We start from the raw sequence: 15,498 nt of genomic DNA, 5'->3' as shown, positions 1-15,498 counted from the left end.
CGAACCAATATTTTATATATTCGTTTAACTGATCTGTATCACATCATCTGATGAATTATTCGTCACGGCAAATTAAACAAATATTGTTAATTACCTGCCTGCTGTTTTGCATGGGGGCAGCTATTGCTCAAACCAAACCTGCAAAGGAAAGCCATGAATATAAGAGCTTTTCAAAAATAGCATCCCGTTCAAACGTTACTTTTACCCTGCCCGAAGGTTTTAAAGAATTACCTGTATCCGGCGATAACATATTTAATTACGGCATGACCATACCCGGCGAGGATTTTGAAATATGGTTAAAGGTTACCCCGCAAACAGATAATACTTCCGATTCACTTTATGTAGAAATGGGCAAAGCAGAAGCAAAGCTTTTAGCCGGTGATAATCATTATTATACCCACGGCATGCCCGAACGTGTATTGACCGATTATAATGCCGATGCAGGAAGAAGCTACTTTATTTATCTGTCCGACTCGCCTGCTACAAAACACTATAAGTTTGCTTTGCTTATCACCTTGCAAAAAAACAGCAAAGGCACCATAATGGCACTTTGTATGACCAACGACAAAGGCCCCGATTTTTTTAAAAACATTAATAAGGCGCGTAATTGTATTAGGTTTAAGCCATAATCCCGCCAACCCCTTCTAACCATTTGGGAAATAATTGCCTATCCACCCAACATATTTGATTTTTGATACGATGATGCAATAAACAGAATCATTAACACATCAATAATCATCAAAAATGAAAAAATTAATTTATTGCTTGTTTGCCATTTTGCCTGCGTATTTTATTATCCAGGGTTGTAATAAATTAGATGGCATTATCTCGGCAAACGGCCAGCTAACTGCAACCAAATCTGAAGTGAAAATTAACGAGCCTGATACCCTGGTGGCTGTTGATGCAAAGGCTACCGATAACATCAGCTGGATAGTTACGCCAGGGGGAGCTAATAGTATATCAACCAACAAAAATGCCGCCGCTATTAAATTTACCCAAGCCGGTACTTATAATGTTAAGGCCAGTATAAATGGCGTAAATACCGAAAGTTTAACTATCAAGGTCAACTCATCGGTTTATACCCCGCCGGCAGGTAGCACTACCCTGCCTTTAACCGGCGATCAGATGAGTATTACCCCTGGCTTGTATAAAAGCGTATATAGCGATAGTACTTACATTTACCTTAATTTTCAAACTACCAATACCTATTGTGTTACCGACAGGCTTAATTTTACCGGCAGTGTAGATGCAGGCAATTATCAGCTTGCTTTTAATAACATTACAGAGTTTGGTACATGCACCGGCTCAACATCAACATTGCATGGCGGCCTTAATTTTAAACAAAGCGCTGCCCTGTTAGCCAATGGCACCTACCCGCTTAATATAAGTTTAAATGGTACTACCTATACAGGCAGCATAGTAGTAACATCAGCCACAATCACTTTTAATTGGACTTATACCAGTGGTGTCGTTATTAACCCTAAAATAATTACCCGGTAAAGCAATTGATATAGCTTTTTACAGATCGATACTTGTTAGGGTCGATCTGTTTTTATATTTATTGTAAAATATTTTTTGTGATACCCAGCGTTTTTGTTTCGGTGCACGAAGATGTTTTGGCTGATGAACGAACTTTCTGAATGAATCTTACCAAAGCACAAGCTGAAAAACTGGTAAAGGGGTGTATAAATAACGACCGAACAGCGCAAGAAGCCTTGTACAAGCTTTTTCATGGCGAAATGCTGCGTGTATGCTACACTTATTTGTCTGCTGAAGCATTGGCTAAAGAAGCTTTTAATACCGGTTTTTTAAAAGTATTTCAATCCATTAATAATTTTGATGCCGAAAAAGGGGAATTAGGAGGGTGGATAAGAAAGATAATGATCTACACAGCTATTGACTTGTGCCGGAAAGAACTAAAATTTAACAACCTGATCAGTCCGGTGCAGGATGACGATGATCAGTTTATTGCACCTCATATTTTAGATAAGCTTTATTTTGAAGATATACTTCAGCACATCCGCACACTGCCTGCTGCAACCCAAACAGTATTCAACTTATCGGTGATGGATGGCTTTTCGCACAAGGAAATAGGTGAGCAACTGAATATAAGCGAGGGGACATCGCGCTGGCATTTAGCCGAAGCTAAAAGACAATTAAGGGAATGGCTGCAACCAGCCGGACAATCTGCCAATCAGCCTAAGGAAAGGAGTGGAAAACAGCAATGAAAGATCTTTTGAAATACTCCAAACTATGGCAGAAGAAGCGTGATGAACTGAATATCACTGCCGACCCGGATAAGGACTGGCTGGATATGCAGCAGGTATTAGACAAGCACCTGCCCCAAACCCACAGCGCAACTGGCGGCAGCGGGGCAAGCCACCTTGCCAAATTCTTTAAAGCAGGCCCCATAGCCGGGTTATCGGCAGTAGCCATTGTTGCTACTTATTTGGTGGTGCAACTGGCCGGGCCGAAAATTAATAAGCAGCAAAAGCCGGATATTCTTGCAGGTAAACATGATACCATGATAGTATCGAATACCAATCCGCACAGCAACATTACAGCGGATTCCGCAATTATCAGCAAAAATCAAACAGCATTAACAGATTCAGTTGCCAATAATGTTGTTACGAATAATAAAAAAACTAAACCAGCGGGAACATTAGCAAATGTTAATAACACAGCCAATCAACCTGCAGGAACATTGACAGCTAACAAAGCAGGTCACCAGCCAAATGGCGCAGCCGTGTTGAATTCAACTCAGGTTTTAAATTCAAATAAGTTGTTAACACATAGCAATAACAATCAGTCGCCAATATCTGGTAAGTATAAGGGTGGGGTGAACCGATTGACACAACACGGGGCGCCATTTATTGCGGCTAATACCGCTGCCAAAGGAAACAATAAGCCTGGCAAAGAAAATGCCGGCAATGGTCAGCCCGGTGGTAGTAACTCGCCGGTTAAAATAGATTCTTTAAGAAATATTTTACCTGCTGGTTTAATTGGAGATAATACACAGCACCAACAAACCAGTACTACTGATAAACAGGCTGTACAGACAGGCGCCAACAACACAAACGTGCAATCTGGGTTAAACAATGCTGATGTGAAAAAAGGGGATAACAAGTCTGCTGTATCATCGGGTAATAACACCAGCTTGAATGATAGTTTGGCAAAAAATAATCCTGCCAAATCAAACGGCCGCCGCAGGCAACCTGTTGTTACAAGTAAAGACAACAAAAAGGACAAACGAAAGAAGATAAGCAACTCCAACGATTCGTCCTCGGTACATTCTTCACGCATAGACTGGGGTATTTTAGCCGGGGTAAATACTTCGGGCAGTTTTACACCTAAGGCTCAAAATTCAAACATCTATGGTAGTTTCCCTATTGATGCTTACCTGGGTTTATTCAGCACGTGCCACTTTAATGAAAAATGGGGCATAAATTTGCAGTTACAAGCCTTGAACCCGCAAAAAATAAGTGGAGGTTATAGCCACGCTAACGGCAGTAAGGTTGATTCAGGCAAGATCATCCAGGTGACCGACGAGCGTAAGGCTTGGTTTGTGAGTTTACCTGTACATATAGCTTATAAAATAACAGATAACATAAGCGTGAAAGCCGGGCCGGTGATCAATATCCCGGTAAAACAACTTAGTATAAATAATAGCCTTACACCAACTACCATAAACAAGGATACGGTTTATTATAAAAAGGTAACAGGGCAAATAAGAGCAGCACGGTACGATCAAAAAATAAACCTTGGGCTCTCCGCGGGGCTGGGGTTAGAGTTTGGTCGTTTTACTATAGATGCCACGTATCTTAAAAGCCTGAGTGGTTATCATGTGACCTCGGACTTTGGAAGTTATAAAGCAAACAGCGGTTCATTGCAGTTTACAATCGGGTTTAAATTTAATAAGCCCCGGTAATTTCCAATGGCCACATTGTTAATATGTGGAATACTTCCCCGCCTAAAAGTCGTTGCTATTATTATTTTTGCGTAAACGCAAACGCGCGTTAAACTTTCCAAAATACAGATGGCAGAACAAGTTGAATATTCGGATGATAGTATACGGTCGTTAGACTGGAAGGAACACATACGCCTTAGGCCGGGTATGTACATTGGTAAACTGGGCGACGGCTCGGCTTACGACGATGGTATCTACGTGCTGCTGAAGGAGATTGTAGATAACTCTATTGATGAATTTGTGATGGGGGCAGGCCGCACCATTGATATTACCATGAGCGACCATAAGGTTGCCGTGCGCGATTACGGCCGGGGCATACCATTGGGTAAGGTGATCGATTGCGTATCTAAAATAAACACCGGCGGTAAGTACGATAGTAAGGCCTTCCAGAAATCGGTTGGTTTGAATGGTGTGGGTACTAAAGCGGTTAATGCTTTATCGAACGTTTTTACCGTACAGTCATACCGCGATGGTCGCACTAAGCTGGCCGAATTTGCCAAAGGCGAACTGGTACGTGATGAACCGGAGAAAGAGACCACGCAGCGTAACGGCACGGCAATCAACTTCTTCCCCGACGATACTATTTTCCGCAACTACCATTTTATACCGGAGTTTGTAGAGACCATGATATGGAACTACGTGTTCCTGAACTCGGGGTTGACCATCAACTTCAACGGGCAAAAATTCTTTTCAGAACGCGGCCTGTATGACCTGCTGACTAAAAACACCAATGTTGAAAACATCCGCTACCCCATTATTCACCTGAAAGGCCCTGATATTGAGATAGCCATGACCCACGGGCAGCAATATGGCGAGGAGTATTATTCATTCGTGAATGGTCAGAACACTACCCAGGGTGGTACCCACCAGGCGGCATTCCGTGAAGCAGTGGTGAAAACGATTAGGGAGTTTTATGATAAAGATTACGATGCCTCGGATATCCGCGCATCTATAGTGGCGGCTATTGCCATTAAAGTACAGGAGCCGGTTTTCGAATCGCAAACTAAAACCAAGCTGGGATCGCAAAACGTTGGTCCTGAAGGGCCATCGGTGCGTACCTTCATCGGCGACTTTGTAAAGAAGGAACTGGATAATTACCTGCACAAAAACCCCGCTACTGCCGATGCCCTGAAAGCCCGGATATTGCAGTCGGAGCGTGAGCGTAAGGATATTGCCGGTATTAAAAAACTGGCTAACGAGCGTGCAAAAAAAGCATCGCTTCATAACCGTAAGCTGCGCGATTGCAAACTGCACTTTGAAGATACGCACGAGCGCCGCCAAGACACTACGCTGTTTATTACGGAAGGTGACTCGGCCAGCGGATCGATCACCAAATCGCGCGATGTGATGACGCAGGCGGTATTTAGTTTGAAAGGTAAGCCACTGAACTGCTTTGGCCTGACCAAAAAAGTGGTATACGAGAACGAAGAATTTAACCTGCTGCAGCACGCGCTGAATATTGAAGATGGTATTGAAAACCTGCGCTACAACAACGTAGTAATTGCTACCGATGCCGATGTAGACGGTATGCACATCCGCCTTTTGCTGATGACCTTCTTCCTGCAGTTTTTCCCCGACCTGGTGAAAGCCGGGCACGTTTTTATCCTGCAAACCCCGCTGTTCAGGGTGCGTAATAAAAAGGAAACAGTTTATTGCTATAGCGATGAGGAACGCATAAACGCCATCAACCGCCTGGGTGTAAAACCCGAGATCACCCGCTTTAAAGGCTTAGGTGAAATATCACCAGAGGAGTTTGGCCTGTTCATCGGTAAAGATATCCGCCTTGACCCGGTGATCCTGAAAGACGCCAACATTAAAGGCCTGCTGGAATACTTTATGGGTAAGAATACGCCTGTGCGCCAACAGCATATCATTCAAAACCTGCGTGTTGAAAAGGATGACGAAACCGTTAACCCAACTATCGCTGTTGAGGAGGATGAGGTGCTGCCGGTAGCGGTGTAAAACAAAATATCGGCGATTCTAAGAATAACAATAACTAACTTGTAGTTGTATGAAAAGTATTTGGCTATCGCTGTTAATAATTTGTTGTTTTAGCTGCTCTAATCCTGTAAATAAACATTCCTCCAACGATACTGTATCAGTTTCAAAGTTTGATGGGAAGGAAAAGGTTGACGGGGGAAAAGATTCTTCGAACGATATAAGGGTTTCTACGTTACACAACAAAATGATTGGCATTTGGACAGCAGGTGAGTCTGAAAACGCGACATTTGATATGCGAAAAGATTCTGTTTATTATGTTGATCAATTTTCAACTTATAAGTACACCTTAAAAAAGGATTCGATTACATTTTTTTATTCTGACGGCCCGCAGAAGTTCAAGATATATTTTGTTCGGGATACAATGGTGATGGAGAACAAGGATTTTGGAACAAGTAAGTTTTGGAAATTTAAGGGTTAAACGAAAGCTGGATGTCATGGCGAGCCTGTTGAACCATTAGGTAGACCTCGCTCCATCCTTCGACTAAACTCAGGATGACAGGCTGTCTTAGGATGGCCATAATTTCCACTATGGTCGGTCTTATGACTGCACCATTTTAAGGCAGTCATTTGCATTTTCGAATATAACTCTCTATCTTGTTTCCCCCGCTTTTTGGACGGGTTGAAATAATGATAAATCACGAGATAAAAATAGCCTTTGAGGAGTATAGTACTTTAGCAGAGTTGAGCAAGGCAGACCAAAATATATGCCAAGAGGCGGTAAAAGCGATGGAGAACTCGCATTCGCCTTATTCGAAATTCAGGGTGGGAGCGGCTTTACAGTTGCAGAGCGGCAAGGTAATCCACGGCAGTAACCAGGAGAATGTAGCTTATCCATCGGGCCTGTGCGCCGAGCGGGTGGCGCTGTTCAATTGGGGGGCTAACCATCCAGCTGATCCTATTAAAACCATTGCCATAACGGCGCATACCAACGATTTTGAAATCATTAAGCCGGTAACGCCATGCGGATCGTGCCTGCAGGTAATGGCCGAATATGAAAAAAAACAAGATGAGCATTTGCGAATAATCCTATATTGCATTGACGGACCGGTATGGGTAACCACGGGCGTTGCCAGCTTTTTACCGTTCATGTTTTTTGAAGACAGATTAATTGCCCAATGACAATGAAGTTTAAGTTTTTACTGATTATTGCGCTGGTATTTAGCGCTAACGTGTTCGCGCAGGAAACTGCCAAACCCAAATTAGCTTATCCATTCGAGGATGAAATTAACGTCTTTAAACACCAGGATAGTATAGCTATGCCGAAACCCGGCGGCATCCTGTTCATCGGTAGCTCATCTATCCGCAAGTGGACGGAATTGCCAAAGCATTTTCCCAATAAACCCATTATTATGCGTGGTGTGGGCGGTTCTAAAATAGAACAATGGGTAAAATACTATATGCCATTGGTAGTATACCCGTATAAGCCATCAAAAATATTTATTTATGTGGGCGATAATGATATTGCTGCTGGCAGCGGCGCGCAGGCGGTTTACGATAATTTTGTGCAAATGCTGGGCATGATCAGGGAACATTTACCCAATACCAAGGTGTACTTCATGTCTATGAAGTTAAGCCCAAGTCGCGCCAGATACTATAATGAAGTTGCCCTGGGCGATATGATGATAACCGCCTATATTAAAACACAAAAAAACGTGGAATATATTGATGTGAACACCACGTTGCTCACCCCAAAATCATTACCCGATTCCGTATTGTTTCAAAAGGACATGCTGCATTTAAACCTTACCGGTTATGAGCATTGGGAAAAAGTAATTGCCCCGTATTTATAGCGGTACTGACAATGTAACATGTGCACAGTCTTCTCCGGAATACCCTGCGGCGACTGAAAAATATGGGCGTGTAATTTTATGTACGTTTGAGTCATGGCTGTAATCATTATTGTTGTTTTACTGGCGCTTGCTTTGTTAGCATGGCTTTTATGGGGCAAAAAGCGCCCGGTTATTGTTATAGATGAAAAACAAACCGCGGGTTACCGGCAAATATTAACATATAACGTAAGCTATTATCAAAATCTTGATGCAGCCGCTCAAACAAAATTTGAGCAACGGGTAATCGCGTTTTTAAGCAGTACAATTATTGAAGGTGTGGATATTGAAGTTACTGAGCTGGATCGGGTGCTGATAGCCTCAAGTGCGGTGATCCCGGTTTTTGGCTTTCCCGAATGGGAATACCGCAATTTAACCAGTGTGATACTTTACCCCGATACTTTTGATAACGATTTCCAGTTTGAGGGCGGTAACCGCAGCATTATGGGCATGGTAGGCTCGGGTTATATGAACGGGCAAATGCTTTTATCGCGACAAGCGCTGGTTAACGGATTTGCAAAAAATGGCGGTAAAGCAAACACCGCTATCCACGAGTTTGTGCACCTGCTGGATAAAACCGACGGAGCGGTTGATGGTGTGCCCGAAATATTAATAACACATGATTACGCCGTGCCCTGGCTGAAAATGATGCACCAGGAAATGCACCGCATTGAGCAGGGGAAGTCGGACATTAATATGTATGCCACTACTAACGAAGCAGAATTTCTGGCTGTAGCTGCAGAATATTTCTTCAGCAAGCCCGACCAATTACAGCAAAAGCACCCCGAATTGTACGACCAGCTTAGCCGCATGTTCGCGCAAGATCCTGCTGTTGACTAATAAGCCTACAAAAACTTCTTCACGTATGCCAGGTAAATGTCCCAATCGCTTGGGACAGTACCATGACCGCCCTGGTGCATGTAATACCCCAGTGGATTATAAGCTAACGAGGTATCCCCGGCTTTAGGCCATTCTGCGTTACCAGGCCCTTGTAAACCAAACAACTGATAAGCCGGCTGCGCTGCTACAGCAGAAAGAAACTCGCCATGCGGGTCCGACCAGAAATCGGTATCGCCGGTTTGCAATAATAACGGGCGCGGGGCCATCAGTGAAACCAGCATATGCGCATCAACAGGGGAAAGGTTGAAATCCTTAGCATACTTATGCCATTGCGGCGCGAATTGGTAGTAATAGCGTGACGTATCGCTCATGTGCGCCAAATTCTCGCCGTAGTTGCGCCTGCTTAAGGCCGCGCCGCCTTCGCCGCTGCAACTGGCTATCACCATTTTAAAGCGGGTATCGTGCCCGCCTGTCCACAGTACGGTTTTACCCAGGCGTGATACGCCCTGCAAGGCCACACGTTTGGCGTCTACCTGTTTATCTGTTTCCAGGTAATCCATGGCACGGCTTAGCCCCCAGCTCCACGCAGATATCGCGCCCCACTCATGGTCGCCGGGAACCTGCTCGCCGGGTTTCATATAATGACCGATAATCCCTTGCTTGTAGCCGGTTTTAAAGTCAGGCTCAATATCGCCGTAGTAAACGGTTGCAATACCATAACCATTGGATGTGAACCGCTCTATGTCAGCTTTGCTTAATTTACCTAACCCGATTTTAGGCGCAGGTAATTTCTTACCATTCTTATCCCACATAGTTCCCTGCTTAACGCCGGGATCATCAACCGATAAACTGGAATTAGGCGCGAAGGAGATCATCAGCACCAAAGGTGCAGGTTTGTTGGTTTTTGGCAGGTACATTAGCAGGTCCATTTTATAGGTGGTATCAGCTGTAAAATATACGGTCACCTGCTTGCGGATGGCATCGCCGTTAAACACTGGCGTGCCTTTGTCAAACACATCAAAGTGGATATCGGTTGGTTTGCCCGGCATAGTGCCAAACTGGTTTTCTTCAAAAAGCTTTACTATTTCGGGGCGACGTTTGCTTAGCCAGGTTTGCTTATCGGTAACCTTTTTGCCGTTTTGCATGGTCAGTACATCAGGCAGGGTGTAGTTGCCCACTTTAGCCTCATCATAATTTACCGGGATGCCCGCCACTACCGTTGCCAGTGGTTTTGCCGGCGCGGTCTGACTAAAAGCTGAAACCGAAGCGCAGGCTAAAACGCCCACTGCCAAAATTGATTTGATGTAATGCCTTTTCATAACGTTTATTTTTTGTGGTGATGATCAGTGTAATTGGTAAGGTGTAGCCGGTTGCGGTATCGGGTCTTGCGATTTTGGTGCCGGTATGGTTACCGCGCCCTCCAGCCCTTTGCCGCTCACATTATAAATGCGAAGCATCGGTCCGCTAATGCCGGTAACGTTAATGTTTTTAATATTAGCGTTTTTGATGTTGACCAGCGTAATGCCCGATTTAGCTGTACCTGTAATATTTGCCAGGGTAAAGCCCTCTAAAGGTTTATTAGGATGTATGCCCGTGCCGCCATCAACCAGTACCGGCACATCGGTTACCCTGATATTGGTGAAGCTGAAGTTTTTAGTGGTCGGGATGCCTTCATTGCCCGGCACCGGGTCCTGATCTTGTAAACCGCTGCCGCTTAGATTAAAGCGCAGGAACCCGCCTTGCATACCCGAGACTTCCAGGTTATTGGCGCTGATATTCTCGATAAACGCTCCGCGACCAACACGGCTTTTCATATAAAGTGCGAATGTCTTGGCCCCGGTGAACGCGCAGTTTTCGATAGTGACATTGCGGATGCCGCCGGATGTTTCACTGCCGATACCGATGCAGGCAAAAATAGAATCGGCAAAAGTGCAATTTTTGATATGGACATCCTCGGTAGTGCGCAATAAACTATAGCCTTCCATTCCGCGACCAGATTTCAGCGAGATGCAATCATCGCCGGTGGCAATATCGCAGCTATCAATCACCACGAGCTTACAAGAGTCAACATCGATACCATCGCCGTTACCGCCTGTGCTGCGGATGTACAGGTTTTTGATATTAACCGTATCGCAATAAGTTAAGTGGATAGACCACATGGAGTGGTATTCGGTTGCGAAGTTGGAAAACCTGATATCGGTGCAGTTGATCGGTTCAATCAGTGCAGGGCGACGCAAAGGGTTATCAGCAGTTGGGCGACCGCTTACCTTATCATTACCCGCAATTTTACCCGGGCCGGTAATGGCAATATTTTTCGCCCCGAAAGCATAAATTAACCCGGAATATCCCTGTATCCATTTGCCTTCCCAGCGCACCTGCATCACATGGTAATCGTTCAGATCGGGCGAGCCCTTGATTACCGCATCTTTTTCCAATCGCAATTCAACATTCGACCGTAACTCAATAGCCCCCGTTAAGTAATTCCCGGCTGGCACAATTACCTCGCCACCGCCCAGGATATTACATCTGTCGATAGCCTGTTGGATAGCAGCCGTGTCCTTAGTTTGCCCATCGCCTTTAGCGCCAAAATCGCGCACGTTTAGACTAACGCTGATAGCTTGGACGGCAACATCAACTTTATCTAATGAAATATTTTTGGCCAACGATACCGTGGGTACAGCCAGCAGGCCAATCCCGGCATGTTTTAAAAACGTACGGCGTGTGTTTGCTTTCATAAGCAGGTGTTCAGAATAGTGTAATGCTTGGGGCAGGTTTATTTATACGATATTAAGAAAGTATTCTTCATCATACCTACACAAACCGTCTAAATATTTACGCAAACGATTGCGCTATTACTTGCCTGATAGTTAATAAAGTACTTCCTGTTTTTTAGCACCAACAGCTTGTTGCCAGCCAAGGTAACCAGCCGCTATTTTATCCGCATACTTACCTGTTTCCACTGTCAATTTTTGCGCGTACAATTTTTTAATGGCAGCCAGGTCTTTAAATGTTCCTGCTTTCAATCCGGCCAATAAAGCCGCGCCAAGGGCGGAGATATCAGGCATTTCGCTGCGCACTACTTTGCAATCCAGCAAATCGGCTAGGAAGTTCAGCACAAACTGGTTGGCTGTTAACCCGCCGTGTATCATCAACCCGTTTAATTGCATGCCCGCATCGGTTTGCATGGCGGTTATCACATCCTTTATTTGGTAAGGAATGGATTCCAGCGCGGCACGTACTACGTGGTTCTTATTACAATCGAAAGTCAACCCGCAGATGCTGGCCTTGCGGCTCATATCCCAATGGGGCGCGCCTAAACCGCTGAAAGCCGGGATAAGATAAACGCCATTATTATCTGCCACAGCATTGGCCAGGGCCTCGGTTTCTGATACATTATGGATGATGCCCAGTTCGTTTTTCACCCATTCAACGGTCGACCCGCAGGAAACGATAACACCTTCCAGCGCGTAGTCTACCTGCTGGTCGGTACTCCAGCAAATAGTCGTGATCATTCCGTTGCCCGATGCTTTTGGCTTATCGCCGATGTTCATCAAAATAGAACAACCCGTACCCAGCGTAGCTTTGGCCGTGCCGGGTGTAAAACAACCCTCGCCAAATGCCGCCGCGTGGGAATCGCCAATCATACTCATTACCGGGATAGGGGCGGGCAGCAGGCCGCCAAAATCGGTATCGGCAAAGTGTGATGATGATGGCCTTAGTTCCGGCAGTTTCAAAGTATCTAAACCAAATTGTGCCAGCAGTTCTTTATCCCATTGCAATGTATGCAGGTTGAAGAATAGCGTACGCGATGCATTAGTATAATCGGTTAAATATTTTTTGCCCTTGGTGAATTTATACAGCAGCCAGGTATCCACCGTGCCAAAATGCGCCTGACCTTCGGCTACTGTAGCGGTTACCAGGGGGATATGCTGGTTAAGCCACATCATTTTGGTGCCCGAAAAGTATGGGTCGATAATGAGGCCGGTTTTATGGTTGATCTCGGCTTCCAGGTCGCGTTCCAGCAATTCCTTACATACCGGCACCGATCGTTTACACTGCCAAACCACTGCGTTATACAGCGGCTGACCGAATTCGTTCCACACCACAAAGGTCTCGCGCTGGTTAGATATGCCGCAGGTTTTAATATCGGTCAGGTCCCCGCCGTCTTTCTCAAATTCGGCCAGGCAGTTTTTTATCGATGCGAGTACATTGGTGTATATTTCTTCCGGGTCCTGCTCCACAAAACCGCCTTCATCATAAAACGTTTTCAGGGGTTCGGTAGCTTTGGCAAGCACTTGTCCTTTGCTATCAAAAACAATGGTTTTAGTACTGCTGGTACCCTGGTCTATAGCTAATATGTAGTTGTTTTCCATGTAATGCTTAGTCGTTTTTTGAGTTGGCTTTGTCAATAATTACCGCCAATAATATCACCCCGCCTTTAACTACCTGTTGCCAAAACGGTGATACATTCAGCAGTACCAGCCCGTTATTCAGCACACCGATAATGATAGCGCCCAGCACAGTACCCATGATAGTACCACGCCCGCCCGACAGCGATGTGCCGCCGATAACCACCGCAGCGATGGAATCCAATTCGTAGCTCATGCCCGCGTTGGGTTGGGCCGAATCTAACCGTGAGGTAACCATGATACCACCCACCGCGGCCAGCGCCCCGGCTATCGCATACACAGTAAGTTTTACTTTGTTAATGTTGATACCCGACAGGCACGAGGCATGCTCATTACCGCCAATGGCGTAGATATAGCGCCCTAATGCAGTTTTTTTAGTAATCACAACCGCCGCGATGACCACCACGCCTGATACCCAAACAGGCAAAGGAATACCCAGGAACCAGCCCGTGCCGATGTAATCGAAATTATCGCCGAGGTTGGATATGGGAAAGCCTTTTGTCCACAACATGGTCAAACCACGGGCAATGGTAAGCATGGCCAGTGTTGCCACAAAGGGGGGAACCTTGAACTTGGTAATGGTCCAGCCATTGAATAAACCTAACAAGCCGCCGACGATCAAACCTATAAGAATAGCACCCAATACCGTAAACCCAATGAACAGGTTTTGCGATGCCATTTCAATGCCGAACTTTAACAGCCCGGCGGTCATGGCCCCGCAAAGCGCCAGCACCGAACCTACTGAAAGGTCGATCCCCGCGGTGAGCACCACCAATGTCATCCCCACGGAAATGCAGATGTTGACCGAGATCTGCCGCATCACGTTCCAGGTGTTATCCACCGTCAGGAATTTATCCGACATCAGGGCAATGCCAATGCACAGTAAAACCAGCGCAATCAGCGATTGAAATTTTACCAGTTGGGGTTTGTAAGTAGCTAAAGTTGCTTCCATATTTTAAATGCTATCCGCAATGGCGGCTTTAAGTATGTTGTCTTCAGTTGCGTTAGCCGCGTCGAATTCGGCGGTGAGGCGGCCATCGGCCATCACCAGTATACGGTCGGATATGGCCAGTATCTCCGGCAGTTCGGACGATACCATGATGATACCCAAACCTGAGGCAGCCAGTTCGGCAATGAGTTTATAGATCTCGTTTTTGGCGTTGATATCAATGCCGCGTGTCGGTTCATCCAGCATTAAAACCTTGGGGTTTGTGGCCAGGCATTTGGCTATCACAATTTTTTGCTGGTTACCACCGCTCAGGTTTTTAACGATCTGTTTATCCGATGGCGTCTTGATCTTCAGCGCGCCGATATATTTCTGTGCCAGCGCTGCTTCTGTTTTATGGTTCAGCAAACCCGTAGCATGCTGCATGGCATTTAGCGAGCTCAGGCTGATATTTGTCTTTACATCCAAACCTAAAACCAGGCCGTCCTTTTTCCGGTCTTCGGGAACTAAAGCCAGTCCGGCGTTTATCGCGTCGGCAGTAGTTTTGAACTTTACCCGTTGGTTATCAAGCGTAATTGTGCCGGATACCAGCCCATCACAAGTGCCTAATAATGCTTCAGTCAGTTCTGTGCGACCGGCGCCCATCAAGCCAAAAATGCCCAGCACTTCGCCGCTGTTTAATTGGAAGCTGATATTTTGCAGCACCTTTTTAGGCCCGTTATCCAGGCAAAGATTGCTTACTTGCAATAGAGTATTTTTCTCTTTGGCGACGTTGTTATTCCGCACAAGGTCAATCTCACGGCCTACCATTTTGTGTATCAACTCATCGTGACTGATACCCTTCATTGCGCCGCTTTCAATGGTTTTGCCATCGCGCAGCACGGTATAGTTTTCGGCTATTTTGAATAGCTCATTCAGCTTATGCGAGATATAGGCGATGGCTTTATTCTCCTTTTTTAAACCTGCAATAATGCCAAACAATACCTCAACCTCGCTTTCGCTGATGGCCGAGGTTGGTTCATCCATAATGATCACTTCTGCATCGTACAAAAGTGCTTTAGCAATTTCTACCACCTGTTGCTGGCCGACTTTCAAATCAGTGACCAGCGTATCGGGGTTAACCTGCAGCTTTAACTTTTGCAATAGTTCAACAGCCTTTTCGCGCATGGCTTTTTTGTCCAGCATACCCCAGCTATTTTTTAACTCGCGACCTAAGAATAAATTCTCGGTAATGCTGAGATAGGGGATCAGGTTCAGTTCCTGGTGAATGATGGCAATACCGGCCCTTTGTGCTTCGCGCGGGTTTTTGAACCACACTTGTTCGCCTTTAAAAAGTATCCGGCCATCATACTCATCATACACACCCGACAGTATCTTCATCAGGGTTGATTTGCCCGCGCCGTTCTCGCCAATAATAGCGGTTACCTTGCCTGCCTCCAGTTGCAGGGTCACACCATCCAGCGCGATAACACCGGCAAACCTTTTCGATATGTTTTCGGCTACTAACAA

At 45.5% G+C, this 15,498-nt stretch carries 14 protein-coding genes; 9 read left to right on the top strand and 5 right to left on the bottom strand.

Going from position 1 to position 15,498, the window contains the following annotated elements; all coding sequences use genetic code 11:
• The first annotated feature begins 50 nt into the window (after positions 1 to 50).
• From IRJ18_RS13235 to IRJ18_RS13195, 9 genes are all read left to right on the top strand, one after another.
• Positions 51 to 629 carry a hypothetical protein gene (locus tag IRJ18_RS13235; protein WP_194106801.1) on the top strand — a complete coding sequence of 193 codons (579 nt, stop codon included), beginning with the start codon at positions 51 to 53 and terminating at the stop codon, positions 627 to 629.
• A 115-nt stretch (positions 630 to 744) separates the two neighbouring features.
• Positions 745 to 1,500, top strand: a complete 756-nt coding sequence (locus IRJ18_RS13230; protein ID WP_194106800.1) for a hypothetical protein — start codon at positions 745 to 747, stop codon at positions 1,498 to 1,500.
• A gap of 140 nt (positions 1,501 to 1,640) precedes the next feature.
• Positions 1,641 to 2,228, top strand: coding sequence for an RNA polymerase sigma factor (locus IRJ18_RS13225; protein WP_194106799.1), 588 nt, complete (start codon positions 1,641 to 1,643; stop codon positions 2,226 to 2,228).
• Entirely contained in the window at positions 2,225 to 3,928 is a 1,704-nt protein-coding gene (locus tag IRJ18_RS13220) for an outer membrane beta-barrel protein (protein ID WP_194106798.1), read from the top strand. Before IRJ18_RS13225 ends, IRJ18_RS13220 begins: the two co-directional genes overlap by 4 nt.
• A gap of 108 nt (positions 3,929 to 4,036) precedes the next feature.
• Positions 4,037 to 5,929 (top strand): DNA topoisomerase IV subunit B, encoded by a 1,893-nt coding sequence (locus IRJ18_RS13215; protein WP_194106797.1) that lies wholly within the window; start codon positions 4,037 to 4,039, stop codon positions 5,927 to 5,929.
• A gap of 49 nt (positions 5,930 to 5,978) precedes the next feature.
• A complete protein-coding gene (locus IRJ18_RS13210; RefSeq protein WP_194106796.1) occupies positions 5,979 to 6,386 on the top strand; it encodes a hypothetical protein in 408 nt (135 codons plus the stop codon).
• A gap of 209 nt (positions 6,387 to 6,595) precedes the next feature.
• Positions 6,596 to 7,087, top strand: a complete 492-nt coding sequence (locus IRJ18_RS13205; RefSeq protein ID WP_194106795.1) for a cytidine deaminase — start codon at positions 6,596 to 6,598, stop codon at positions 7,085 to 7,087.
• A gap of 2 nt (positions 7,088 to 7,089) precedes the next feature.
• Positions 7,090 to 7,758, top strand: a complete 669-nt coding sequence (locus IRJ18_RS13200) for a GDSL-type esterase/lipase family protein (RefSeq protein WP_194106794.1) — start codon at positions 7,090 to 7,092, stop codon at positions 7,756 to 7,758.
• 93 nt (positions 7,759 to 7,851) lie between these two features.
• Positions 7,852 to 8,634: a M90 family metallopeptidase gene (locus IRJ18_RS13195; protein WP_194106793.1), complete on the top strand. Its 783-nt coding sequence runs from the start codon at positions 7,852 to 7,854 to the stop codon at positions 8,632 to 8,634.
• Between the two features lie 5 nt (positions 8,635 to 8,639).
• Here IRJ18_RS13195 and IRJ18_RS13190 read toward each other — a convergent pair whose 3' ends face one another.
• The 5 genes from IRJ18_RS13190 to IRJ18_RS13170 form a co-directional block, all read right to left on the bottom strand.
• Entirely contained in the window at positions 8,640 to 9,953 is a 1,314-nt protein-coding gene (locus tag IRJ18_RS13190; RefSeq protein ID WP_194106792.1) for an alpha/beta hydrolase family protein, read from the bottom strand.
• A 24-nt stretch (positions 9,954 to 9,977) separates the two neighbouring features.
• On the bottom strand, positions 9,978 to 11,369 hold the full coding sequence (locus IRJ18_RS13185) for a glycoside hydrolase family 28 protein (RefSeq protein WP_194106791.1): 1,392 nt from the start codon (positions 11,367 to 11,369) through the stop codon (positions 9,978 to 9,980).
• A gap of 132 nt (positions 11,370 to 11,501) precedes the next feature.
• Positions 11,502 to 13,007: an FGGY family carbohydrate kinase gene (locus tag IRJ18_RS13180; protein ID WP_194106790.1), complete on the bottom strand. Its 1,506-nt coding sequence runs from the start codon at positions 13,005 to 13,007 to the stop codon at positions 11,502 to 11,504.
• Positions 13,008 to 13,014: 7 nt separating this feature from the next.
• Positions 13,015 to 13,995 (bottom strand): ABC transporter permease, encoded by a 981-nt coding sequence (locus IRJ18_RS13175; RefSeq protein ID WP_194106789.1) that lies wholly within the window; start codon positions 13,993 to 13,995, stop codon positions 13,015 to 13,017.
• A 3-nt stretch (positions 13,996 to 13,998) separates the two neighbouring features.
• Complete coding sequence (locus IRJ18_RS13170; RefSeq protein ID WP_194106788.1) at positions 13,999 to 15,498, bottom strand: sugar ABC transporter ATP-binding protein; 1,500 nt, start codon at positions 15,496 to 15,498, stop codon at positions 13,999 to 14,001.

The sequence above is a fragment of the Mucilaginibacter boryungensis genome (assembly GCF_015221995.1).
Taxonomy (GTDB): domain Bacteria; phylum Bacteroidota; class Bacteroidia; order Sphingobacteriales; family Sphingobacteriaceae; genus Mucilaginibacter; species Mucilaginibacter boryungensis.
The sequence above is the reverse complement of the archived record's forward strand: the minus strand, read 5'-3'. Positions and strand labels throughout refer to the sequence as shown.